This is a genomic window from Streptomyces sp. NPDC015130 (genome assembly GCF_043080005.1).
In the GTDB taxonomy this organism is placed as follows: domain Bacteria; phylum Actinomycetota; class Actinomycetes; order Streptomycetales; family Streptomycetaceae; genus Streptomyces.
In genome coordinates, this window is record NZ_JBIBVC010000014.1 from 194,701 (window position 1) to 215,323 (window position 20,623).

Below are 20,623 nucleotides of genomic sequence, written 5' to 3' on the forward strand. Positions count from 1 at the left end.
CCTCCGGTTAGTCCAAGTGACCACCGGAGGGGGCTCCTTGAGGGGCCCTGCGAGGCGCTTCACGAGGTCGCCCGCGAGGCGCCTGCGCGTTCCGGGAGCGGTCAGCAGCCGCCGCAGTTGTAGAAGGTCACGTCCCAGTGGTTGCCCTCGTCGGCGTAGACGTTGCCCGCGCCCGAGCGCCACTGCGGGGCGCCGTCACCGCGGACGCCGATGTAGGTGAAGGTGTTCTTGATGTAGTTCCCGACGCACGTGTACTTGCTGAAGTCGAGCTTGTAGCCGTTCCAGTGGGAGTACGTGCCGCTCGCGTGCCCGGTCTCGGTGCCGCCGGTGATGTTGAGGGCGCAGCCGCTGGCGCTCCTGAGGGTCTGGGCACCCTGGGCGGTGGCGAGGTTGAGCTGCTCGAAGGACGTGCAGGTCGCGTTGTTCCTGTTGGAGCAGTTGCCCGAGGACGACCAGGTGATGCCGGAGGAGCGGAACATCGAGGTCGCGGTGGCATGGCTGATCTTGGTGACCGCGTGGGCGTCGGTGGCGGTGGAGAGGGCGCCGAAGCCGGGGGCGAAGAGGGCGCCGAGGACGAGGGCGAGTGCGGTGAGGACGGAGCGGAGCTTCACGGGGGATTCCTCCTGCTGGTGACCGTGACGGGTGGGGACGGCTGTGCAGGTGGTGCTCGTCGCGCAGGGAGATGGTGCCGCAGTTCTACGCGCGTCCGATAGAGGGCCTCGGGCGACTTTCGGAGCCGTACGGGTGAACATCCTCCACAGAAGTTGAAACTTGAACGGAATAGGTCTACAGTCGTTCTCGTTGAAGGTTCAACAAACACCGATCAAGGAGCTGAACGTCATGGGTCTCTTCAACCGCAAGAGCAACGAGTCCGCCGTCGCCGTCGCCACCCTCCCCGTGGACCCGGCCCTGGCCGCCCTGACCGGCGACTACAGCATCGACCCCGCGCACAGCAGCATCGGCTTCACCGTCCGCCACGCCATGGTCACCAACGTCCGCGGCACCTTCGCCGAGCACGAGGGCGCGCTGAAGCTCGACGGCTCGAACCCGGGCGCCTCCACCGCCTCGATCGACATCAAGATCGCCTCCATCGACACCGGCATCGGCGACCGTGACGGCCACCTGCGCAGCGGTGACTTCTTCGACGCCGAGCAGTTCCCGCTGATGACCTTCCGCTCCACGGAGGCCGCGCAGCTGGGCGGCGACAAGTACCGGGTCACCGGTGACCTCACGATCAAGGACGTCACCAAGCCGCTCTCCATCGACCTGGAGTTCAACGGCTCGGCCACCGACGTCTACGGCAACGAGCGCGTCGGCTTCGAGGGCTCGGCCGAGATCCTGCGCTCCGAGTGGGGCCTCACCTGGAACGCGGCGCTGGAGACCGGTGGCGTGATGGTCAGCGACAAGGTCAAGCTGAACTTCGACATCTCCGCGATCAAGAACGCCGCCTGACCCCGGACGCCCTTCCGGACACACGAGCGCGCCCGCCCTCCGCAGCAGCGGAAGGCGGGCGCTCGGCGTTTCCCGGGCGGGGGCGGACGGCCCTCCACCCGGCGGACGCGGGCGGCCTCCGCCGGACGGGGCTCAGGGGGCCTGCCGGACGAGGCTCAAGGCCGCCCTCCGCCGGACGGGGCTCGGGCGCCCTCCGCCGGACCGGGCTCGGGCGGCCTGCGCCGGACGGGGCTCGGGCGGCCTGCGCCGGACGGGGTGCTCAGGCGGCCTTCGCCGCCGCCTCGACGACCGCCGGGACCAGGCGGGCGTTCTCCGCCGCGCCCGGGCCCGCCAGGAAACCGAAGCGGCGGCGGGCGTAGCTGTACGCGAGGCCGGTCGCCGGGTCCGCGAAGGACTGGGAGCCGGGGGCGCCGCTGTGGCCGACGGCGGCCGGGCTCAGGGAGGGGTAGCGGGTGGCCAGCGGGACGAAGCCGAGCCCGAAGGCGTTCTCCTGTCCGGTCACGAGGTCCTTGCCCGCCGAGTGGACGCGGGCGAACTCGGCGAGGGTGCCGGCCGCGAGGAGCGGGGGCCGGCCGTCGAGCTCGCCGGCGATCGTCGCGTACATCCGGGAGAGGCCGCGCGCGGTGCCGACGCCGCCGCCGGAGAGCGGCGCCCGCTCCCGCACCGCACGGGAGTTGGCGTAGCCGACCATGTCGAAGGGCGGGTCGGCGTGGAAGTTGAACGCGATGGCCATGAGGCTGTCCGGGGCGATCGGGTTCGCCTCCAGGAACGCCTGCTCGACGGAGGTGGGCAGCATCGGCAGCGCCGTACGGAAGCGGGGCTCCAGCTCCTCGGGCAGGCCGAGGTGGTAGTCGATGCCGTACGGGGCGCGGACCCGCTCCTCGTAGAGCTCCTGGACCGTCCGCCCGGTGGCCCGCAGGACGACCTCGCCGACCAGGGCGCCGATGACCAGGGCGTGGTAGCCGTGCCCGGTGTCCGGCTCCCAGTGGGGGCGCTGCCCTGCGAGGCGGGCGGCGGTCAGACGGTCGTCGGCGAGCTCCTCGGCCGAGAGGCCGCCGTCCGCGCCGATCACGCCGGAGCGGTGGGCGAGCAGCTGGCGGAGCGTGATCCGCCCCTTGCCCTCGGCGGCGAACTCGGGCCACCAGAAGGCGACCTCGCGGTCGAGTTCGAGGACGCCCTCCTGGACGAGGAGGGCGGTGATCAGGGCCATGGCGCCCTTGGAGGAGGAGTAGAGCGCGAGCAGGGAGTCCCCGTCGACGCCGTCACCGCCCCAGAGGTCGACGACGAGGCGGCCGCGGTGGTGGACGGCGAGCTGTGCGCCGCCGTCCCGCGCCTCGTTCGCGGCGACCGCCGCGAACACCTCCCGTACGGACTCGAATCCGGGCTCCACGGTGCCGTGGACGCGGGCGTCGCTCATGGTGCCTCTCCCCCTTGCGTGCTGTCGTCGTGGTCAGACCGTAGAACGATCAAGGGCGGCGTTCCCTTCCCGCGCGGCCGGACCGCCGGCCGGCCGGGTCGCGGCGCCGTGGGCCCGCCGGCGGGCGGACTCGACCCCGGCGCCCTCGCCGAACTCGTCTGGAGCGCCCTGCACGGCCTCGCCACCCTCGACGCCGCCGGACGCCTCCGCCCCTAACTCGCCGAAGGACGCCTGGAACTGCTGGTCGACGCCGTTGTCAGTGGCGGCGTCTAGCGTCGGTGGCATGGAATTCCGTATCGACAGCGCTGTGTTGACCGACGCCGTGGCCTGGGCCGCGCGCGTCCTGCCGGCCCGTTCCCCGATGCCCGTGCTCGGCGGGCTGCTCCTTGAGGCGGCGGAGGGACGGCTGCGGGTGTCCGGGCTCGACCACGAGGCCTCCGCCCGCGTCGAGGTCGAGGCCGACACGGTCGTCGAGGGGCGGGCCCTGGTCCTCGGGCGAAGACTGCTCGACATCTGCAAGGTGCTCCCCCGGGGGTACGCCGGGCTCGCCGTCGAGGACGCCCGCCTCTCGGTGACCTCCGGTGACGCCCGCTTCGGCCTGTCCCTGCTGCCGCTCGACGACTACCCGGCCCCGCCTTCGCTGCCCGAGTTCCGGGGCCTGGTCGACGGTGACGCCTTCGCCGCGGCGGTCGGGCAGGTGGCCGTGGCGGCGGGCCGGGACGACTCGCTGCCCGTTCTGACGGGGATACGGCTCGCCCTGGACGGCCCGACGATGACGGTGGCGGCCACCGACCGCTACCGGTACGCGGTCCGCACCCTGGAGTGGTACCCGGACCTCGGCGTGGCGGCGGGCGGCCCCGGCGACACGACCGGCCAGGCCGACACGACCGGCCCCGCCGCCGGCTTCGGCGAGCCCGCCGACGTGGTCGTCCCCGCCCGTCGGCTCACCGAGATCGCCCGCTCCCTCGCGGGCGGCGGACCGGCCCGCCTCGCGCTCGACTCCGGGTCGATCGGCTTCGAGAGCGGCGGCATGCGCACCACCACCCGGCTGCTCGACGGCCGGCTCCCCCGCCACGACAAGCTCTTCGCCCTCGGCGACCACGCCCTGGCGGTGACGGAGCGGTCGGCGCTGACCGAGGCCGTCAAGCGGGTGGCGGTGGTCGCCGAGGGCGACAGCCCCGTCCAGCTGACCTTCACCGCCTCGGGGGTCCACCTCCAGGCGGGCTACGAGGACGACGTGGCCTCCCAGCGCCTGCGGGGCGGTCTCACCGGGGCCGAGTCCATGACGGTCGCCTTCAACCCCGGCTACCTCCTGGACGCGCTGACCTCGCTCGACGCCGCAGAGGTCCGTTTCCATCTCCTCGGCCCCGGCCAGCGGGCCCTGCTCACCGATGCCGAGGAGCCCGCCCACCGGCACCTGCTGATGTCGGTGAAGCCGCTGGTCTGATCACCCGGCCCGGCACGGCACGGCGTCACACCGCGGTCAGAAGCCTCCGCCGCCGTCGAAGCCGCCGCCCCCGCCGAAGTCACCGCCGCCGAAGCCGCCGCCCGAGCCGAAGTCACCGCCGGAGAAGTCGGAACCCGAGAAGTCGGCGCCGGAGAAGTCACCGCCGCCGAAGTCACCGCCGCCGTACTCGGAGGCGTACGCCGGGGTGGACAGCGCCGAGCCGAGCATCGTGCCCACGAGGAGGCCGGGGAGGAGGCCGCCGCCGAAGTAGCCGCCGGCCCAGGGGCCGTAGGCGGGGCCCGCCTCCCAGTAGGGGCGGCGGCCCGAGTCGGTGTCGACGGTGCGGGCGAGCGGGTCGAGCCCGTCGTCGAGGCGGGCGGCGTCGGCGGCGCAGACCGGGACCTCGCGGGGGGCGCTGCCGGACGGCCGCCAGGTGCGGTCCTCGGTGGAGAGCCCGTGGCGCGGGTCGAAGAAGCAGGGGGCGCGCCGCTCCGGCAGCGGGCGGGACTCGCGGCGGGCGGCGAGGAGGGCGAGCGAGAAGCGGCCGTCGTCCAGGGCCTGGGTGACCCCGCGGACGTCGTGCGGATGGGCCGCGGAGGCCATGAGCGACTTGGCCTTGTCGTACGAGTCGAGGGCGCGCTCGTAGTCGCCGCGCTTGGCGTCGTCGGCGCCGGGTTCGGCGGGGTGGAAGTCGAGGCGTTCGAGCTCCTCGCCGAAGGCGGTGATGTCCTCGTCGACGACGACGCGCAGCCTGTCGAGGGCCTCCCGCTCCTCGGCCTCCTTGCGGAGCCTCTTGCGGCGCACGACGGCGTAGGCGGCTCCGCCGCTCACGGCGACGACCGCGCCGAGGGTGACGAGTCCGGCGACGGGGACCCCGGAGTCCGTGCCCACGGAGCCCCAGGAGGCGGGGGCGGAGCCGCGGAGCGTGGGGAGGGCCTGGTCGGCGAAGTTGTTCAGCTCGGTGGCCGCGTCCACGCCCGGCTGGCGCACGGAGGTGACGAGGTTCTGCACGGCCTGCTGCGACATGACCGAGGAGTCGGCCTTCGCGTCGAAGCCGTCGCCGAGGCGGATCGCGTACAGACCGGTGATGCCGGTCTCGGTGCGCAGGTTCTGGAAGAGGTCCTCCGGCGGGAACTCGGCGTTCGCCGGCAGGACGGCCATGAAGAGCGGCTTGTCCGCGTCCTTGATCTTCTGGGCGAGGGCGTCGGCGTCGGCCTGCGAGAGCTGGTCGGCGGCGCCGGGGTCGACGTACACCGGGCCCTGCTTCAGGGCGGCGGCCGCGTCGGAGATCCCCGAGGCCCTGGCGCCCACGGAGGGGGCCAGGGCCAGGAGCAGCAGAAGGATCAGCCCGGCGAGGGCCGACAGGAGGGGAAACGGCCTGGTCCTCATGTATTGAAGCTACCCGAATGGCGCCAAACAAGACATAGGTGGCGAATCCACTTCTCCTCCGAGGCGGCTACTCGGCGGGGTTGACCCCGGCCCGCAGCAGCCCGTACGTGAAGGCGTCCTCCAGGGCCTGCCAGGAGGCGGCGATGACGTTCTCGCCGACGCCGACCGTGGCCCACTCGCCGTTCCCGTCGCTGGTGGTGATCAGGACGCGGGTCGTGGACTCGGTACCGTGGCGGCCCTCCAGGATGCGGACCTTGTAGTCGACCAGCTCGAACTTGGCGAGCTGCGGGTAGATCCGCTCCAGCGCCACCCGCATCGCCAGGTCGAGGGCGTTGACCGGGCCGTTGCCCTCGGCGGTCGCGACGATCCGCTCACCCTTGGCCCAGAGCTTCACGGTGGCCTCGTTGGCGTGGGTGCCGTCGGGGCGGTCCTCGACGATCGCGCGCCAGGACTCCGTACGGAAGTAGCGGCGGGCCCGGCCCTCGGCCTCCTCACGGAGCAGCAGCTCGAAGGAGGCGTCGGCGGCCTCGTACGTGTAGCCCTGGAGCTCGCGCTCCTTGACCCGCTCGACGACACGGGCGACGAGGGCGCGGTCGTCGCCCAGGTCGACGCCGAGCTCCTTGCCCTTGAGCTCGATCGAGGCGCGGCCGGCCATGTCGGAGACGAGCATCCGCATGGTGTTGCCGACGAGCTCGGGGTCGATGTGCTGGTAGAGGTCGGGGTCGACCTTGATCGCGGAGGCGTGGAGCCCGGCCTTGTGCGCGAAGGCGGAGACGCCGACGTACGGCTGGTGCGTGGAGGGCGTGAGGTTGACGACCTCGGCGATGGCGTGCGAGATCCGGGTCATCTCGGCGAGGGCGCCCTCGGGGAGGACCTTCTTGCCGTACTTGAGCTCCAGGGCCGCGACGACCGGGAAGAGGTTGGCGTTGCCGACCCGCTCGCCGTAGCCGTTGGCGGTGCACTGCACGTGGGTGGCGCCCGCGTCGACGGCGGCGAGGGTGTTGGCGACGGCGCAGCCGGTGTCGTCCTGGGCGTGGATGCCGAGGCGGGCGCCGGTGTCGGCGATGACGGTGGAGACGACGGCCTGGATCTGGGCGGGGAGCATGCCGCCGTTCGTGTCGCAGAGGATGACGACGTCGGCGCCGGCCTCGTGCGCGGCGCTGACCACGGCCTTCGCGTAGGCGGGGTTGCCCTTGTAGCCGTCGAAGAAGTGCTCGCAGTCGACGAAGACGCGGCGGCCCTGCGAGGTCAGGTACGCGACGGTGTCGCGGACCATCTCCAGGTTCTCCTCCAGCGTCGTCCGCAGCGCGAGTTCGACGTGCCGGTCGTGGGACTTGGCGACGAGGCAGATCACCTCGGCACCCGAGTCGAGCAGCGCCTTGACCTGCGGGTCCTCGGCGGCGTTGCCACCGGCCCGGCGGGTCGCGCCGAAGGCCACGAGCTGCGCGTTCCTGAACGCGATCTCCTGGCGGGCGCGGGCGAAGAACTCCGTGTCGCGCGGGTTGGCGCCGGGCCAGCCGCCCTCGATGAAGCCCACGCCGAAGTCGTCGAGGTGGCGCGCGATGGTCAGCTTGTCGGCGACGGTGAGGTTGATGCCCTCACGCTGCGCCCCGTCGCGCAGCGTCGTGTCGAAGACGTGGAAGCTGTCGTCGACATGGCGGCCGTCGAGGCGCGGGCTCTCGTCGTTCTCCGTGGTCATGACTGTGATGGCTCCTGTCGGATGTGGCTCCGGAAGGTCTGGATCCACTTGCCCCCATTCTCACGCGCTGTCCGTTTCCGGCGTGGGTGGGGCCGGAAAACGAAAAAACCCCTCGCGGGTGCGAGAGGTCTGCGCGCGGGTCTGAGGCACGGTGTCCACTGCCGCGGGGGTTGTGCCGCGGTTCAGTGGCCACTGCGGACCGGCGCGCTGCTGCCGATAATCATCGTGGTAGCAAGCACGCCGGAAGTCTGACACAGGTGGGGGGCCGCCGGTTCGGCGGTCTCACGATACGGGCAGCTGATCCCGCTTCTGTCCGGGCAGGGTGCCGGGGCCGCCGGATCCGGAGCCGCCGACCCGGCCGAGGTCGATGTCGCGGGTCTCCCGCATCGAGAGGTACACGACCAGGGAGACGGCCGCGCAGCCGGCCACGTACCAGGAGAAGCCGGACTCGACGCCCGCGTTCTTGAACCAGAGCGCCACGTACTCGGCGGTGCCGCCGAAGAGGGCGTTGGCGACGGCGTACGGCAGGGCGACGCCGAGGGCGCGGATGCCGGTCGGGAAGAGCTCGGCCTTCACGCAGGCGTTGATGGAGGTGTAGCCGGTGACGACGAGCAGCGCGAGCAGGGAGAGGCCGAGGGCGGGCCAGAAGGAGCCCGCGTGCTTCAGCATCGCGAGGATCGGCACGCTGAGGAGCGTGGATCCGACCGCGAAGGTGATGAGGAGCGGGCGGCGGCCGATCCGGTCGGAGAGCCGGCCGGCCAGCGGCTGCAGACAGGCGAAGACGATGAGGGCGCAGAAGGAGACCAGGGTCGCGGTCTGCTTGGGCAGTCCGGCGGAGTTCGAGAGGTACTTGGTGAGGTAGGTGGTGTACGTGTAGTAGGCCACGGTCCCGCCCATGGTGAGGGCGACCACGAGGAAGGCCTCGCGGCGGTGCGCCCAGAGCGCCTTGAGGGTGCCCTGCTCGCCGGCGGCGACCCCGTCGCCCGCGCTCTCCTCGTACACCTCCGTCTCCAGCATCGCGCGGCGCAGGTAGAAGACGACGGCCGCGGCGAGGGCGCCGATGACGAACGGGATGCGCCAGCCCCAGCTGTGCAGGGCCGCGTCGGACATCGTGCGCTGGAGGACGATCAGCAGGCCGAGGCCGAGGATCTGTCCCGCGGTCATCGAGACGTACTGGAAGCTGGAGGCGAAGCCGCGGTGCTCCGGCGCCGAGGCCTCCGTGAGGTAGGTGGCGCTGGCCGCGTACTCGCCGCCGACGGAGAGGCCCTGGAGGAGGCGGGCGACCAGGAGGACGGCGGCGCCGCCGTAGCCGGCGACGGCGTAGGTGGGGGCCACGGCGATCAGGAGCGCCGAGGCGGACATCAGGGTGACGGTGAGGGTGAGCGCCGTCTTGCGGCCCTTGCGGTCGGCGACCCGGCCGAGGAGCCAGCCGCCGACGGGCCGCATGAAGAAGCCGACGGCGAAGATGCCGGCGGTGTTCATGAGTTTGGCGGTGTCGTTCCCCTCGGGGAAGAAGGCCCCCGCGAAGTAGGTGGCGAAGCTCGCGTACACGAACCAGTCGAACCACTCGACCATGTTGCCGGCGGAGCCGACCCAGATCTTCTTCCACTGCTCTCGTCCCATGGACCGGAACCGTGCCGGAGATCACGCGCGGGCAACAAGGCTGTAGCGCACAACGATCCTGTGTACTTACGTGCGTTACGGTCGCGGCAGCAGTTCCTGATCGATGAACTCCCGTACGTGTTCCAGGACTTGCTCGCGTCCCGTGCCCGGGATCCCGACCGCCACATGCACACTGAAGCCGTCGAGCAAAGCCCTCGTCCGGGTGGCGAACCGGTCCGGGTCGACCGGCCGGAACTCGCCCCGCGAGACCCCTTCGGCGAGGATCGCGACCAGGTCCCGGTGCCAGGCGCCCTCGATGGCGGCCTGCCGGACCCGGGCGTCGTCGTCGGCGTTCTGCGAGCGGTTCCAGACCTCCAGCCACAGCGTCCAGTGCGGGTCGCGCGGGCCGGCGGGCACGTACACCTCGACGTAGCCGTCGAGCCGCTCGCGCGCGGTGCCCGGCCGGGCGAGCAGCGCGCTCCGCGCGGCGCCGAGCCGGCCCTCGCTCCACTCCAGGGTCTGCAGCAGCAGCTCGTCCTTGGTGCGGAAGTAGTAGAGCAGGTGCCCGCTGCTCATCCCGACCTGCCGCCCGAGCCCGGCCATGGTCAGTCCGTCGAGCCCGCGCTCGGCGATGGTGTCCATGGCGGCGGCCAGGACGTCCTCGCGGGGCGGGGCGGCCTGGTTGCGGCGGCGGGGGTGGAGTGGGGTCGGGTCGCTGCTCTGACTCACCCGTATGTTCTACAGGATCGCCCGGGCGGGGCCGTTCCCGGTCCACGCGCGGAGCTTCTCCGGGTTGCGGACGGCCCAGATGCGGGTGACGCGGTCCCCGTCGAGGTCGAACGCGGCGACGGTCACGGTCACCCCGGTGTGCTGGGCGACGAGCCCGGGCCGGCCGTTGACCGTCCGCTCCAGGAGCCGCAGCCCCGGGGCCTTGTCGGCGATGTGGATCAGGTACGCGGCGATCTGCTCGCCGCCCTCGACCGGGTGGAGGACGGTGCCGACCAGGCCGCCGCCGTCGGCGACCATCGCGGCGTCGGGGTCGAGGAGACCGACGAGCGCCTCGATGTCCCGGGCCTCCCACGCCTCCTTGAAGTGCCGCACCAGACCGGCCTGCCCCGCCGACGGGGCCGCGGGGGTCCGCTCGGCGCCCATGCGGCGGCGGCCCGAGGAGGCGAGCTGCCGGCAGGCCGCGGGGGTCCTGTCCAGGGTCTCGGCGATCTCCGCGAAGGAGTACCGGAAGACGTCGTGGAGGACGAAGGCCACGCGCTCGGCGGGGGTCATGGACTCCAGGACGACGAGGAAGGCCATGCTCAGCGACTCGTCCAGGGCGACCCGGTCGGCGGGGTCGTCCGCGCCGCCCCACTCCGCGCGGTCGGGGAGCGGCTCGGGTATCCACGCCCCGACGTACCGCTCGCGCCGCGCCCGCGCCGATCCGAGCACGTCGAGGCAGACGCGGCCGACGACCGTGGTGAGCCAGGCGCCGGGCGAGGCGACGGCCTCCCGTCGCGGCGGGGACATCGCGTACCAGCGGGCGTACGCCTCCTGCACGGCGTCCTCGGCCTCGGCGAGCGAACCGAGCAACCGGTAGGCGACACCGGTCAGATGACGCCGTTCGCCGGCGACGGCGCCCGGATCCGACTGCGTGCTCATGATGGCGACCGCTCCCCCACGTCTCCCCGTGGCCCGACGCCCCGCCTCACATTCCGCGGGGCTGTGTCGTCGGACTGTCGAGAGCGTACCGAGCCGCCGCCACGCGGCAGAAGAGAGGACCACATCATGGCCGTACAGACGACTCCGGCACCGGGCAGGTTCACGTTCGCGCAGGTCGCGATCGCCTTGCAGACCCTGGCTCTCTTCTTCCAGGCCGTCACCGCCGGGGCCCTGCTGTCCTCGTCCCTCGGCTACCAGCTGCACGACATCGGGTCGAAGGTCCTGTACGGCGCCTCGATGGTGTACGTGCTCGCCGCGGTCCTGGCGTGGCGACCGGGCGGGGGCTCCCCCCGCCCGGTCCTGTACGCCTCCGGCTTCCTCGCGCTCGCCACGGTGCAGGTGGTGCTCGGTGTCGCGCACATGTCGGCGTTCCACGTCCCGCTGGGCATCGTGATGTTCGCCCTGAGCGTGCTGGCCCTGGCGGCCGCGCTGCGTCCTACACGCGCGGCTGCTGCTGGGTGATGCAGTGGATGCCGCCGCCGCCCGCGAAGATCGTGCGGGCGTCGACGAGCGTGACGGTGCGGTCCGGGAAGAGGCGGCGGAAGATCTCGGCGGCGAGTTCGTCGTGCGGGTCGTCGAAGGCGCACAGGATCACGCCGTCGTTGCAGAGGTAGTGGTTGATGTAGGAGTAGTCGACCCACTCGCCCTCCTCGTCCCTGAGGACGGTGGGGGCGGGGATCTCGACGACCTCCAGGGGGCGGCCCTGGGCGTCCGTCTGACCGCGGAGGATGCTCACGTACATGCGCGAGCGCTCGTAGTCCGGGTGGGCCGGGTCCTGCTGGCTGTGGACGAGGACCGTGCCGGGGCGGGCGAAGGCGGCGACGATGTCGACGTGGCCCTGGGTGCCGTAGAGGCCGTAGTCGCCGGCGAGTCCGTGCGGGAGCCAGATCGCCTTGGTGGTGCCGAGCTTGGCGTGGATCTCGGCCTCGACCTGCGCGCGGGTCCACTCGGGGTTGCGGCCCGCGCCGAGCTGGACGGTGTCGGTCAGCAGGACCGTGCCCTCGCCGTCGACGTGGATCGCCCCGCCCTCGTTGACGAGGGGGGAGGACAGGACGGGGACGCCGGCCGTGTCCGCGACATGGCGGGCGATCTTGGAGTCGTGCTCCCAGCGGGCCCAGTCCTGGCCGCCCCAGCCGTTGAACACCCAGTCCACGGCGGCCAGTTCGGTGCCGTTCGTGACGAAGGTCGGGCCGATGTCGCGCATCCAGGCGTCGTCGAGGTCCCGCTCGACCAGGTCGACGTCCCCACCGAGGAGGGCGCGCGCGGAGTCGGCGTCACCGGGGGCGACGACCATCGTCACCGGCTCGTGGCGGCGTACGGCCCGGGCCACGGCCGCCCAGGCGGCGCGCGCCTCGGCGAGCTCCTCCTCGTTGGTGAAGGTCGGGTTGGGGCCGGGCCAGGCCATCCAGGTGCGCTCGTGCGGCATCCATTCGGCGGGCATGCGGTACGTCATGGTTCTGGTCCTAGCGGAAGTAGCGGCGGTTGAGGAAGGTCCGGCGTACGGTCTCGCCGGTCCTTCCCCACCCCTGGGCGTTCCGGTCGCGTTCCATGGGAGTCGGTCGCACGTCCGAAACATCTCCTGTTTGAGCGCCACTCTAAATGTTGACGAGCGTGATGCCAAGCATTGACGCGACCGGCAGCCATGGGCCACATTGAGCGTCACTCTAAATGTGCGAGCTACTCGCGTCCCGCTCCCCCGGGCCACCCGTGTCCCGCCCCCGGGCGCTCGCCCCCGCTCCCCTCCCCAGGAGTCCTCATGCCGATAGAACAGCGCGGAGTCGACACCGTCCCCGAGGCCGAACGCACCAGCGGCCCCCGTGACCTCGTGGCGATCCTGCTCGGCTCCAACCTCTGTCTGGGGGTGATCGTCTTCGGCTGGCTCCCGGTCTCCTTCGGCCTCGACCTCTGGGGTTCGGTCACCTCCGTCGTCACCGGAACCGTCGTCGGCGTCGCCGTCACCGCCCCGCTCGCGCTCGTCTCCCTCCGCACCGCCACCAACCTCTCCACCTCGTCCGGCGCCTTCTTCGGCGTCCGCGGCCGGCTCGTCGGCTCCGTGGTCGGACTGCTGCTGTCGCTCGGCTACACCGCCCTGACGCTCTGGATCGGCGGGGACGTCATGGTGGGCACGCTCGCCCGGCTGGTCGGCCTGCCGACCGGCAGCGCCTCGCACGCCGTCGTGTACGCCCTGCTCGCCGCCGGCACGGTCGTCGCCGCGGTCTACGGCTACCGGCTGCTGCTCAGGCTGAGCAAGGCGCTCGCCGTCGGCATGACCCTGCTCCTCGCGATCGGGCTCTTCGCGTACGCCGGGGACTTCACCACCGCCGCCGTACCGGACACCCCGTACCTGCTCGGCTCCTTCTGGCCGACCTGGCTGCTCTCCGCCGTCGCCGCCGGACTCAGCGGCCCGGTCGCCTTCATCACCCTGCTCGGCGACTACACGCGGTACGTCTCGCCCGCCCGGCACAGCGCGAAGAAGGTCTGGTACGCCACCTGTCTCGGTCTGCTCGTCGGCCTGCTGGTCCCCCAGCTCTTCGGTACGTACACGGCGCTCGCCGCCCGCGGTGCCCTCGACTACGCGGGGCCTCTCGTCGCCGCCTCCCCCGCCTGGTACCTGGTGCCGCTGCTCCTCGCGGCGACGGCCGGCTCCGTCGGCAACGCCGGGCTGATGCTGTACTCGATGGGACTCGACCTCGACGCGATCCTGCCCCGCGCCACCCGGGCGCGCGCCACGCTCGTGGTCGCCGTGGTGGCGACGGCCTTCGTCTTCCTGGGTCATTTCGCCTCGGACGCCCAGACGGCGATGACCTCGTTCGTCCTGCTGCTCACCGCGATCGGCACGCCGTGGGCCGTGATCACCCTGATCGGGCACGCGCGCTGCGGCGGGACGTACGACCCGGAGGCGCTCCAGGTCTACAACAACCGCTCGCGCGGCGGGATCTACTGGTTCTCGGCGGGCTGGCACCCGCGCGCCACCGCCTCCTGGGCGATCGGCGCGGCGGTCGGCCTGGCCGGGGTGTCGACGCCGCTCTACGAGGGGCCGCTGCTCGCCCTGACGGGCGGGGTCGACTGCAGCTTCGTGCTGTCGGGCGTGGTGGGCGGCGCGCTGTACGCCGTACTGACGCCGAACAGGGCCTCCGGGACCGTCACGGCCCCGGAAGCCCTGGCTGCCGCTGAGTAGCGGCTGCCCCTCCGGCGGAGGGGCAGCCGCTGCGGCGTGGCTACTGGCCCAGCTCGTGCATCCAGCCGTGGGTGTCCTCGGCCCGGCCGGTCTGGACGGCGAGCAGCGCGTCGCGCAGCTTCATCGTGACCTCGCCGGGCTCGCCGCCCGACTGCTGCCACTCGCCCCGCTCGGACTTGACCGTGCCGACCGGGGTGATGACGGCGGCGGTGCCGCAGGCGAAGACCTCGGTCAGGGTGCCGTTGGCGGAGTCCTCCTGCCACTGGTCGATGGAGACGCGGCCCTCCTCCGGCTTCAGCCCGAGGTCCGCCGCCAGCTTGAGCAGCGAGTCACGGGTGATGCCGGCGAGGAGCGAGCCGGTGAGGGTCGGGGTGACCAGCTTGTCGCCGTACACGAAGTACAGGTTCATGCCGCCGAGTTCCTCGACCCACTTGTGCTCGACGGCGTCGAGGTAGGCGACCTGGTCGCAGCCCTTCGCCGCCGCCTCGGCCTGCGCGAGCAGGGAGGCCGCGTAGTTGCCGCCGGTCTTGGCGTCGCCGACGCCGCCGGGGACGGCGCGGACGCGGTTCTCGGAGAGCCAGATCGAGACGGGCTTCACGCCGCCCGGGAAGTACGGGCCGGCCGGGGAGGCGATGACGACGAAGAGGTACTCGTTGGCCGGGCGGACGCCCAGGCCGACCTCGGTCGCGATCATGAACGGGCGCAGGTAGAGCGAGGCCTCGCCGCCGTGCTCCGGAACCCACGCCTTGTCCTGCTTGACCAGCAGGTCACAGGCCTCGACGAAGGTCTCGACGGGCAGCTCCGGCATGGCCAGCCGACGGGCCGAGGCCTGGAAACGGCGGGCGTTGGCGTCGGGGCGGAAGCTGGCGACCGAGCCGTCGGGGCGACGGTAGGCCTTCAGACCCTCGAAGATCTCCTGCGCGTAGTGCAGGACGTTGGTGGCCGGGTCCAGGTGCAGCGGGCCGTACGGCACGAGCTGGCCGTCGTGCCAGCCGCGGCCCTCGGTCCAGCGGATGGTGACCATGTGGTCGGTGAAGTGGCGGCCGAATCCCGGGTTGGCCAGGATCGCCACGCGCTCCGCGTCGGACAGCGGGCTGGAGGAGGGCTTGAGCTCGATCGTGGGCGTCGTCATGTCTGCGTGTCCTTCACCGGTTGTGTGTGTAGGACCGCGTGCACGACTCGGTCATCGACCGAAGTCCATGACTGCGTGGACGTCCGAGCATGCCCGTATGCCACGGCCCCACGTCCGATTATCGCTCGCGGGGACCGGTGCGGAAAACGGGTGAACGCGGTCCAGGGTTCGATGGTGGCACCCTGCGGCCGCACAGGTACAGCCGCCGGGTGCAGGTTGCGACCCGGCGGCTGCTGTCAGATGTCAGTCGGCTGCGCGGGTCAGCTCGCTACTCGCGCGGCGAGCGCGTCGCCGACCTCGGCCGTCGTACGGACGGCGGTGCCACGCTCGGTGAGGTCGGCCGAGACGGCCTCCTCGACCCGGACGGCCTCGGCCTCGTGGCCGAGGTGGCGCAGCAGGAGGGCGACGGAGAGGACGGTGGCCGTGGGGTCGGCCTTGCCCTGGCCCGCGATGTCCGGCGCGGAGCCGTGGACCGGCTCGAACATGGACGGGAACTCGCCGCTCGGGTTGATGTTGCCCGAGGCCGCGACGCCGATGCCGCCGGAGACGGCCGCGGCGAGGTCGGTGATGATGTCGCCGAAGAGGTTGTCGGTGACGATGACGTCGAAGCGGGCCGGGTCGGTGACGAGGAAGATCGTCGCCGCGTCGACGTGCAGGTAGTCCGTGGTGACCTCGGGGAACTCCGCGGCGACCTTGGTGAAGATGTTCGTCCAGAGGTGGCCGGCGAACGTCAGCACGTTGTTCTTGTGGACCAGCGTCAGCTTCTTGCGCGGACGGGCCTGGGCGCGGGCGAAGGCGTCCCGGACGACCCGCTCGACACCGAAGGCGGTGTTGACCGAGACCTCGGTGGCGACCTCGTGCGGGGTGCCCTTGCGGATGGTGCCGCCGTTGCCGGTGTACGGGCCCTCGGTGCCCTCGCGGACCACGACGAAGTCGATCTCGGGCTGTCCGGCGAGCGGGGTGGCGACGCCGGGGAGCAGCTTCGAGGGGCGCAGGTTCACGTGGTGGTCGAAGGCGAAGCGGAGCTTCAGCAGGAAGCCGCGCTCCAGGACGCCGGACGGCACCGACGGGTCGCCGATGGCGCCGAGCAGGATGGCGTCGTGCTTCTTGAGGGAGGCGAGGTCGGCGTCGGTGAGGGTCTCACCGGTGGCGTGGTAGCGCTTGGCGCCGAAGTCGTACTCCTCGGTCTCCAGCTTCACGTCCTGGGGAAGGACGGCCGAGAGGACCTTGAGGCCCTCGGCCACGACCTCCTGGCCGATGCCGTCGCCGGGAATGACTGCGAGATTGATGCTGTGAGACATGTCGGCACCCTACTCTTCGTCCCATCGTCTGACACGTTCCGTCCATCATGTGGACGAACGGACAGCCCGAACGGGCGACCGGAGCTCCGCCGGGGTCCCGTGCGGGGGACCCGGCGGAGCTGCGGATCAGTGGCCGGTGGAGCCGCCGTTGTCACGGCGGTCGAGGGCGCGCTGGAGGGCGGCGGCGGCGTTCTGGCGGGCTTCGTCGCTGGTGCGGGCGGCGGAGTGGCGGACGCGGCGGGCGGTCTGAGTTGCCATGAGGGATCGACTCCTAGAGATCAGTGATGATCCGAAAGTGCGGAGATCAGTGATGATCGAAGGCGCCGGCAGGGGCGGGGAGCGCCGCCGCAGGGGTTGCCTGCACAGGGGCGTCGCGCTCTCGACCGCCATTCGCTGATGTAGCGAGACGTTCGGCTTCTACAAAGCTAGGGCAGAGCAACGCATCTGTCTCCACAGTTACTCGGACTTCCTACTATCTGAGACGGCGCGGGACCGAGAGTCCTCCCGGGGTCTCACGAGGGTCACCCCGCGGCGGCGCGCAGCTCCCGGATGAGCGCCCGTACGGCGAGCGAGGCGGCCAGCTCAGGGGTGGTGACGTAGCCCACGGAACGCGTCGGTCGCTCCGGGCCGAGGTCGGTGACCTCGACGGAGGGCGGTGCGCCGACCAGGGAGAGCTCGGGCATCACGGCCATCCCGTAGCCGGTGCTCACCAGCGAGAGCACCGCGCCGTCGTCCTCCGCCTGCACCGTCGCGGGCGGCAGCCACTCCTGCCCGGCCCACCATTCCCTGGTGTACGAGGTGCAGTTCTCGGTCCAGTCGACGAGCGGCAGCGAGCGCGGCGCCGGGTGCCCGGCGGGGTGCACCAGCGCGTACCCCTCCTCCAGCAGGACTCCCCCGACCAGCTCGGGCGGCACCGGCGAGGTGGTCCCGATGGTCGCGATCCCCAGGTCCGCCCGCCCGTCGAGGACTTCGCCGGCCGTGCCGCGTCCGACCTCCCGCACGATCCGCACCTCGGGCACGAGCTCCGGGTGGCGCGCCGTCAGCCGCCCGAGGACACGCGGCAGCAGATGCAGCGCCGCGCTGCGGAAGGCCGCGATGCGCAGCGGCCCGGCGAGGACGTCGGGCTCGGCACCGCTCCGAGCGCCGCGCACCTCGGCCGCCATCACGTCCAGGAGCCGGAGCACCCGCCGGGCGTGCGCGACGGCCCGCCCGCCCGCCTCCGTCGGGGTGGCGCCGCTCCGCCCGCGCTCGAACAGGACGGCGCCCAGCTTGCGTTCGCTGCCGCGCACCGAGTGGGAGACGGCCGACTGGGTCATGCCGAGGGCGACGGCGGCGGCGGAGAAGCCGCGCTCGCGGTCGACGGCCACCAGGACGCGCAGTTCGCGCGGGGCCAGGTCCTCGGTCGTCACGGTTCCCACCTCGTCGTATGAGCGGCGTTCATGGATGGGCCGCTGCCATCGACGCTACCCCCTGCCCGGGCCCCGAACTGCCTCCTACGGTCTGGTCCATGACGAACGACACCATGATCACCGTCCAGCAGACCGCCCGCCCCGACGGCTTCCCGAGGCCCGACCACTTCGCCTTCGTCGAGGCCCCCGTCCCGGCACCGGAGCCCGGCACCGCCCTCGTCGAGAACGTCCTGTGGTCCGTCGACCCGTACCACCGCGAGGCGATGGACTCGGACGAGATCTGGACCCTGGACTCCCCGATGGAGGGCCGCACCCTGGGCCGGGTGCTCGACTCCCGCGACCCGGCCCTGCGCCCCGGCGACCTCGTCCTGCACCGCAAGGGCTGGCGCACCCACGCCCTGGTCACGAGGGACGAGGCGCGCCCCGTCCCGGACCTCGGCCCCGGCGTCCCGCTCGCCGCCCACCTGAGCCTGCTCGGCGGTACGGGCCTGTCGGCCTACGTGGGCCTGACCCGGATCGCGCGGCTCCAGCCGGGCGAGGACCTCTTCGTCTCCGCGGCGGCGGGCGGGGTGGGCGCGGCGGCGGGGCGGCTCGCCCGGCTGCTGGGGGCGGGGCGCCTCGTGGGCAGCGCGGGCTCGGCGCGGAAGGTGGCGTACCTGACGGAGCGGGTGGGCTTCGACGCGGCCTTCGACTACCACGACGGTCCGGTCGGCGAGCTGCTCGCGAAGGCGGCCCCGACGGGGCTCGACGCGGTCCTGGACGGGGTGGGCGGCGATCACCTGGAGGCCTCGATCGCGGCGCTGCGGCCGTTCGGCCGGATCGCCTGGGTCGGCGCGGTGGGCCAGTACCACTCGCTCTCCGCTCCCCCGCCGGCCCCGCGCAACCTCTTCGACCTGGTCGGCAAGAGCATCCGGCTGGAAGGCTTCCTCGTCAGCAACCACACGGACGCCCTGGAGGAGCTGTACGACCTCGCCGTCCCCCACCTGCGCAGCGGGGCGCTGCCCCTGGACGTGACGGTGGTGGAGGGCTTCGGGAACATCGTCGAGGCGTTCCTGGGGATGCTGCGCGGCGAGAACCTCGGAAAGATGCTGGTCGCAGCGTAGGCCCGACACCCACACCCCGACACACACCCCGAAACCCGCCCCGCCCCTCCACCCCTCACCTCTCCACTCCTACCTAGTTTGCATTCCTACCTAGCTGGTGCTCCAATACAGCCATGGCCGCAGACCGCAGATCCAGCTGGCTCAAGGGAGTCCTCGACCTGCTCGTCCTCTCCCGCCTGACCGACGGCGAGAGCTACGGGTACGAGATCGCCAAGGCACTCGCCGAGGCGGGACTCGGCGAGATCAAGGGCGGCACGCTCTATCCCGTGCTGAACCGCCTGGAGGAAGCCGGTCTGGTGGAGGCCGAGTTCCGCGCCGCCGAGCGCGGGCCGGGCCGCCGCTACTACCGGCTCACCGAGCGGGGGCGCGAGCACCTCGCCGCCGAGAGCCGCGACTGGCTGCGCTTCCACCGCGCCGTCGAGACCACGCTGCACCCAGGGGGAAGAACGACATGAGCACGAGCACGGACTCCGAGCGGTACTTCACCGAGCTGGCCGAGGCCCTGCGCGCCGCGGGCGTGCCGGAGGAGCAGATCACCACCACGGTCGAGGACCTCCGCGGACACCTCGCCGAGACGGGGGCGCACCCGGAGGAGGAGTTCGGCCCGGCCGCCGCCTTCGCGGCGCAGCTCGGCGGGATCGCCCCGCGGCCCGCCGAGCCGGACGAGCGGGCGGAGAACTGGACCTGGACGGCCGACATCTTCAACGACGTCCGCATGCTCGGCGTCCACGGCGACGAGGGCTGGGAGGTGGAGTCCCTGGACTCGCTCGGCCGGTTCGTCTGCCGTCGCTCCACGACCGCGGCGCTGCGCTGGGAGTACCGCCGCGAGGTCGTCACCGGCCGGCGCCGGACGAAGGTCCTGGCCGAGCTGGAGCCCGAGGGCTGGGAACTGTGCGGCGAGTGGCTGGTGTACGGCTACTTCAAGCGGCCCCGCGCGGCGACGGCGGGCCCGGCGGGCGCCCTGCAGGCCCCGCCGGACACGCCTCTCCGGACGCTGTTCCTGAGCCGCCGCGGCAAACTGGCGCTGGCGGTGTGGCTCGTGCTGGTCAGCGCCGCCGCGGCGGCCTGCTTCATCGGGGTGCTGGGCACGGGCGGGATGGCGATCACGATCGCCCTCGTCTCCATGTTCTCGTCCCTGTACACGTCCCGCCTGGAGACGAGCAAGGGACACGAGGAGCAGCGCCGCCCCGCGTCCTGACGCTCCCTCTCGCCTCACATGACGTCGCCGTCCCGCCAGTCGAAGACGAGCGGGGCGGCGCGGTCGGGCAACGGGCGCCCTGCGGCGGGGCGCAGGAAGGTCGACCCCTCCTCCCCCGCGAGCCGGACGATCCCCTCGGGAGCCAGGACCTCGATCCGCCCCTCCCAGACCTGCCAGCCGCGCGACCGGTAGAGCGCGGCGCCCTCGTCCGAGGCGCTGAGCGCCCCGAAGGCGTACGCGCCGTCGATGACCCGCTCAAGACCGTCCATGACGGCCCCGCCGAGCCCCCGCCGCCTGAGGTCACCGCGGACGGCGACCCCTTCGACGTACCCGATCCGGTACGAACGCCCCTGGTGGAGCACCCGCCGCAGGACGACGGCACCGTGCGCGGCGATGCCCCGCCCGTCCTCGATCCAGGCGTGGACACCGCCGAGGGCGTGGTCCCAGTCCTCGTCGGCGAAGTCGCCGTCGAAGGCGGAGTCCAGCATCGCGCGGACGGAACGGAGCCGGTCGGCCCCGAGCTCGTGGGTGGGAGCGATCCTCAGGTCGGCCATCCCCCCACCCTCCCACGCATGAGAACCGCCCC

General features: G+C 72.3%; 21 protein-coding genes. 7 read left to right on the top strand and 14 right to left on the bottom strand.

Annotated elements, in window-relative coordinates; all coding sequences use genetic code 11:
* Nucleotides 1–101: 101 nt before the first annotated feature.
* Nucleotides 102–611, bottom strand: a complete 510-nt coding sequence (locus ACF08F_RS27130) for a hypothetical protein (protein ID WP_392301124.1) — start codon at nucleotides 609–611, stop codon at nucleotides 102–104.
* Nucleotides 612–840: 229 nt separating this feature from the next.
* Between ACF08F_RS27130 and ACF08F_RS27135 the strand changes: the two genes are divergently transcribed.
* Complete coding sequence (locus ACF08F_RS27135) at nucleotides 841–1,452, top strand: YceI family protein (RefSeq protein WP_392301151.1); 612 nt, start codon at nucleotides 841–843, stop codon at nucleotides 1,450–1,452.
* A 259-nt stretch (nucleotides 1,453–1,711) separates the two neighbouring features.
* Here the strand turns inward: ACF08F_RS27135 and ACF08F_RS27140 are convergent, their stop codons facing one another.
* Both ACF08F_RS27140 and ACF08F_RS27145 read right to left on the bottom strand, forming a co-directional pair.
* On the bottom strand, nucleotides 1,712–2,869 hold the full coding sequence (locus tag ACF08F_RS27140; protein ID WP_392301125.1) for a serine hydrolase domain-containing protein: 1,158 nt from the start codon (nucleotides 2,867–2,869) through the stop codon (nucleotides 1,712–1,714).
* Nucleotides 2,870–2,902: 33 nt separating this feature from the next.
* A complete protein-coding gene (locus ACF08F_RS27145) occupies nucleotides 2,903–3,154 on the bottom strand; it encodes a hypothetical protein (RefSeq protein ID WP_392301126.1) in 252 nt (83 codons plus the stop codon).
* Here ACF08F_RS27145 and dnaN point away from each other — a divergent pair.
* A complete protein-coding gene (dnaN, locus tag ACF08F_RS27150; protein ID WP_392301127.1) occupies nucleotides 3,153–4,316 on the top strand; it encodes a DNA polymerase III subunit beta in 1,164 nt (387 codons plus the stop codon). The genes ACF08F_RS27145 and dnaN overlap by 2 nt on opposite strands.
* A 36-nt stretch (nucleotides 4,317–4,352) precedes the next feature.
* On the opposite strand, the gene ACF08F_RS27155 is transcribed toward dnaN, so the two are convergent.
* From ACF08F_RS27155 to sigJ, 5 genes are all read right to left on the bottom strand, one after another.
* Nucleotides 4,353–5,705 (bottom strand): hypothetical protein, encoded by a 1,353-nt coding sequence (locus ACF08F_RS27155; RefSeq protein WP_392301128.1) that lies wholly within the window; start codon nucleotides 5,703–5,705, stop codon nucleotides 4,353–4,355.
* Between the two features lie 67 nt (nucleotides 5,706–5,772).
* Nucleotides 5,773–7,404: a citramalate synthase gene (gene cimA / locus ACF08F_RS27160; RefSeq protein ID WP_392301129.1), complete on the bottom strand. Its 1,632-nt coding sequence runs from the start codon at nucleotides 7,402–7,404 to the stop codon at nucleotides 5,773–5,775.
* 282 nt (nucleotides 7,405–7,686) lie between these two features.
* Nucleotides 7,687–9,027, bottom strand: coding sequence for an MFS transporter (locus ACF08F_RS27165; RefSeq protein WP_392301130.1), 1,341 nt, complete (start codon nucleotides 9,025–9,027; stop codon nucleotides 7,687–7,689).
* Between the two features lie 75 nt (nucleotides 9,028–9,102).
* Nucleotides 9,103–9,648, bottom strand: coding sequence for a TetR/AcrR family transcriptional regulator (locus ACF08F_RS27170; protein WP_392301152.1), 546 nt, complete (start codon nucleotides 9,646–9,648; stop codon nucleotides 9,103–9,105).
* 96 nt (nucleotides 9,649–9,744) lie between these two features.
* Nucleotides 9,745–10,656: an RNA polymerase sigma factor SigJ gene (gene sigJ / locus ACF08F_RS27175; RefSeq protein WP_392301131.1), complete on the bottom strand. Its 912-nt coding sequence runs from the start codon at nucleotides 10,654–10,656 to the stop codon at nucleotides 9,745–9,747.
* A gap of 126 nt (nucleotides 10,657–10,782) precedes the next feature.
* Between sigJ and ACF08F_RS27180 the strand changes: the two genes are divergently transcribed.
* On the top strand, nucleotides 10,783–11,178 hold the full coding sequence (locus ACF08F_RS27180) for a hypothetical protein (RefSeq protein WP_392301132.1): 396 nt from the start codon (nucleotides 10,783–10,785) through the stop codon (nucleotides 11,176–11,178).
* Here ACF08F_RS27180 and ACF08F_RS27185 read toward each other — a convergent pair.
* Nucleotides 11,153–12,169 carry an agmatine/peptidylarginine deiminase gene (locus ACF08F_RS27185; RefSeq protein WP_392301133.1) on the bottom strand — a complete coding sequence of 339 codons (1,017 nt, stop codon included), beginning with the start codon at nucleotides 12,167–12,169 and terminating at the stop codon, nucleotides 11,153–11,155. The two genes, ACF08F_RS27180 and ACF08F_RS27185, sit on opposite strands and share 26 nt — an antisense overlap.
* Before the next feature lie 303 nt (nucleotides 12,170–12,472).
* On the opposite strand from ACF08F_RS27185, the gene ACF08F_RS27190 reads away from it, so the two are divergent.
* Nucleotides 12,473–13,894 carry a cytosine permease gene (locus ACF08F_RS27190; protein WP_392301134.1) on the top strand — a complete coding sequence of 474 codons (1,422 nt, stop codon included), beginning with the start codon at nucleotides 12,473–12,475 and terminating at the stop codon, nucleotides 13,892–13,894.
* Between the two features lie 40 nt (nucleotides 13,895–13,934).
* Here the strand turns inward: ACF08F_RS27190 and ACF08F_RS27195 are convergent, their stop codons facing one another.
* The 4 genes from ACF08F_RS27195 to ACF08F_RS27210 all read right to left on the bottom strand — a co-directional run bounded on the left by ACF08F_RS27195 (nucleotide 13,935) and on the right by ACF08F_RS27210 (nucleotide 17,736).
* Entirely contained in the window at nucleotides 13,935–15,026 is a 1,092-nt protein-coding gene (locus ACF08F_RS27195) for a branched-chain amino acid aminotransferase (RefSeq protein WP_392301135.1), read from the bottom strand.
* Nucleotides 15,027–15,286: 260 nt separating this feature from the next.
* Nucleotides 15,287–16,327, bottom strand: coding sequence for a 3-isopropylmalate dehydrogenase (locus ACF08F_RS27200; protein WP_392301136.1), 1,041 nt, complete (start codon nucleotides 16,325–16,327; stop codon nucleotides 15,287–15,289).
* 126 nt (nucleotides 16,328–16,453) lie between these two features.
* Nucleotides 16,454–16,585 carry a hypothetical protein gene (locus ACF08F_RS27205; protein WP_390483465.1) on the bottom strand — a complete coding sequence of 44 codons (132 nt, stop codon included), beginning with the start codon at nucleotides 16,583–16,585 and terminating at the stop codon, nucleotides 16,454–16,456.
* A 263-nt stretch (nucleotides 16,586–16,848) separates the two neighbouring features.
* A complete protein-coding gene (locus ACF08F_RS27210; protein WP_392301137.1) occupies nucleotides 16,849–17,736 on the bottom strand; it encodes a LysR family transcriptional regulator in 888 nt (295 codons plus the stop codon).
* Between the two features lie 98 nt (nucleotides 17,737–17,834).
* Here ACF08F_RS27210 and ACF08F_RS27215 point away from each other — a divergent pair, with 98 nt between their 5' ends.
* The 3 genes from ACF08F_RS27215 to ACF08F_RS27225 all read left to right on the top strand — a co-directional run bounded on the left by ACF08F_RS27215 (nucleotide 17,835) and on the right by ACF08F_RS27225 (nucleotide 20,037).
* Nucleotides 17,835–18,839, top strand: a complete 1,005-nt coding sequence (locus tag ACF08F_RS27215) for a zinc-binding dehydrogenase (RefSeq protein WP_392301138.1) — start codon at nucleotides 17,835–17,837, stop codon at nucleotides 18,837–18,839.
* 113 nt (nucleotides 18,840–18,952) lie between these two features.
* Nucleotides 18,953–19,294 (top strand): PadR family transcriptional regulator, encoded by a 342-nt coding sequence (locus ACF08F_RS27220; protein ID WP_024756281.1) that lies wholly within the window; start codon nucleotides 18,953–18,955, stop codon nucleotides 19,292–19,294.
* Nucleotides 19,291–20,037: a hypothetical protein gene (locus ACF08F_RS27225; protein WP_392301139.1), complete on the top strand. Its 747-nt coding sequence runs from the start codon at nucleotides 19,291–19,293 to the stop codon at nucleotides 20,035–20,037. Before ACF08F_RS27220 ends, ACF08F_RS27225 begins: the two co-directional genes overlap by 4 nt.
* Before the next feature lie 14 nt (nucleotides 20,038–20,051).
* Here the strand turns inward: ACF08F_RS27225 and ACF08F_RS27230 are convergent, their stop codons facing one another.
* Nucleotides 20,052–20,591 carry a GNAT family N-acetyltransferase gene (locus tag ACF08F_RS27230; protein ID WP_392301140.1) on the bottom strand — a complete coding sequence of 180 codons (540 nt, stop codon included), beginning with the start codon at nucleotides 20,589–20,591 and terminating at the stop codon, nucleotides 20,052–20,054.
* Nucleotides 20,592–20,623: the final 32 nt, after the last annotated feature.

Coding starts and splice junctions, on each gene's coding strand:
- ACF08F_RS27135 (WP_392301151.1), top strand. CDS start 841: ATGGGTCTCTTCAACCGCAAGAGCAACGAGTCCGCCGTCGCCGTCGCC.
- ACF08F_RS27140 (WP_392301125.1), bottom strand. CDS start 2,869: ATGAGCGACGCCCGCGTCCACGGCACCGTGGAGCCCGGATTCGAGTCC.
- dnaN (WP_392301127.1), top strand. CDS start 3,153: ATGGAATTCCGTATCGACAGCGCTGTGTTGACCGACGCCGTGGCCTGG.
- ACF08F_RS27145 (WP_392301126.1), bottom strand. CDS start 3,154: ATGCCACCGACGCTAGACGCCGCCACTGACAACGGCGTCGACCAGCAG.
- ACF08F_RS27155 (WP_392301128.1), bottom strand. CDS start 5,705: ATGAGGACCAGGCCGTTTCCCCTCCTGTCGGCCCTCGCCGGGCTGATC.
- cimA (WP_392301129.1), bottom strand. CDS start 7,404: ATGACCACGGAGAACGACGAGAGCCCGCGCCTCGACGGCCGCCATGTC.
- ACF08F_RS27165 (WP_392301130.1), bottom strand. CDS start 9,027: ATGGGACGAGAGCAGTGGAAGAAGATCTGGGTCGGCTCCGCCGGCAAC.
- ACF08F_RS27170 (WP_392301152.1), bottom strand. CDS start 9,648: ATGGACACCATCGCCGAGCGCGGGCTCGACGGACTGACCATGGCCGGG.
- sigJ (WP_392301131.1), bottom strand. CDS start 10,656: ATGAGCACGCAGTCGGATCCGGGCGCCGTCGCCGGCGAACGGCGTCAT.
- ACF08F_RS27180 (WP_392301132.1), top strand. CDS start 10,783: ATGGCCGTACAGACGACTCCGGCACCGGGCAGGTTCACGTTCGCGCAG.
- ACF08F_RS27185 (WP_392301133.1), bottom strand. CDS start 12,169: ATGACGTACCGCATGCCCGCCGAATGGATGCCGCACGAGCGCACCTGG.
- ACF08F_RS27190 (WP_392301134.1), top strand. CDS start 12,473: ATGCCGATAGAACAGCGCGGAGTCGACACCGTCCCCGAGGCCGAACGC.
- ACF08F_RS27195 (WP_392301135.1), bottom strand. CDS start 15,026: ATGACGACGCCCACGATCGAGCTCAAGCCCTCCTCCAGCCCGCTGTCC.
- ACF08F_RS27200 (WP_392301136.1), bottom strand. CDS start 16,327: ATGTCTCACAGCATCAATCTCGCAGTCATTCCCGGCGACGGCATCGGC.
- ACF08F_RS27205 (WP_390483465.1), bottom strand. CDS start 16,585: ATGGCAACTCAGACCGCCCGCCGCGTCCGCCACTCCGCCGCCCGCACC.
- ACF08F_RS27215 (WP_392301138.1), top strand. CDS start 17,835: ATGACGAACGACACCATGATCACCGTCCAGCAGACCGCCCGCCCCGAC.
- ACF08F_RS27220 (WP_024756281.1), top strand. CDS start 18,953: ATGGCCGCAGACCGCAGATCCAGCTGGCTCAAGGGAGTCCTCGACCTG.
- ACF08F_RS27225 (WP_392301139.1), top strand. CDS start 19,291: ATGAGCACGAGCACGGACTCCGAGCGGTACTTCACCGAGCTGGCCGAG.
- ACF08F_RS27230 (WP_392301140.1), bottom strand. CDS start 20,591: ATGGCCGACCTGAGGATCGCTCCCACCCACGAGCTCGGGGCCGACCGG.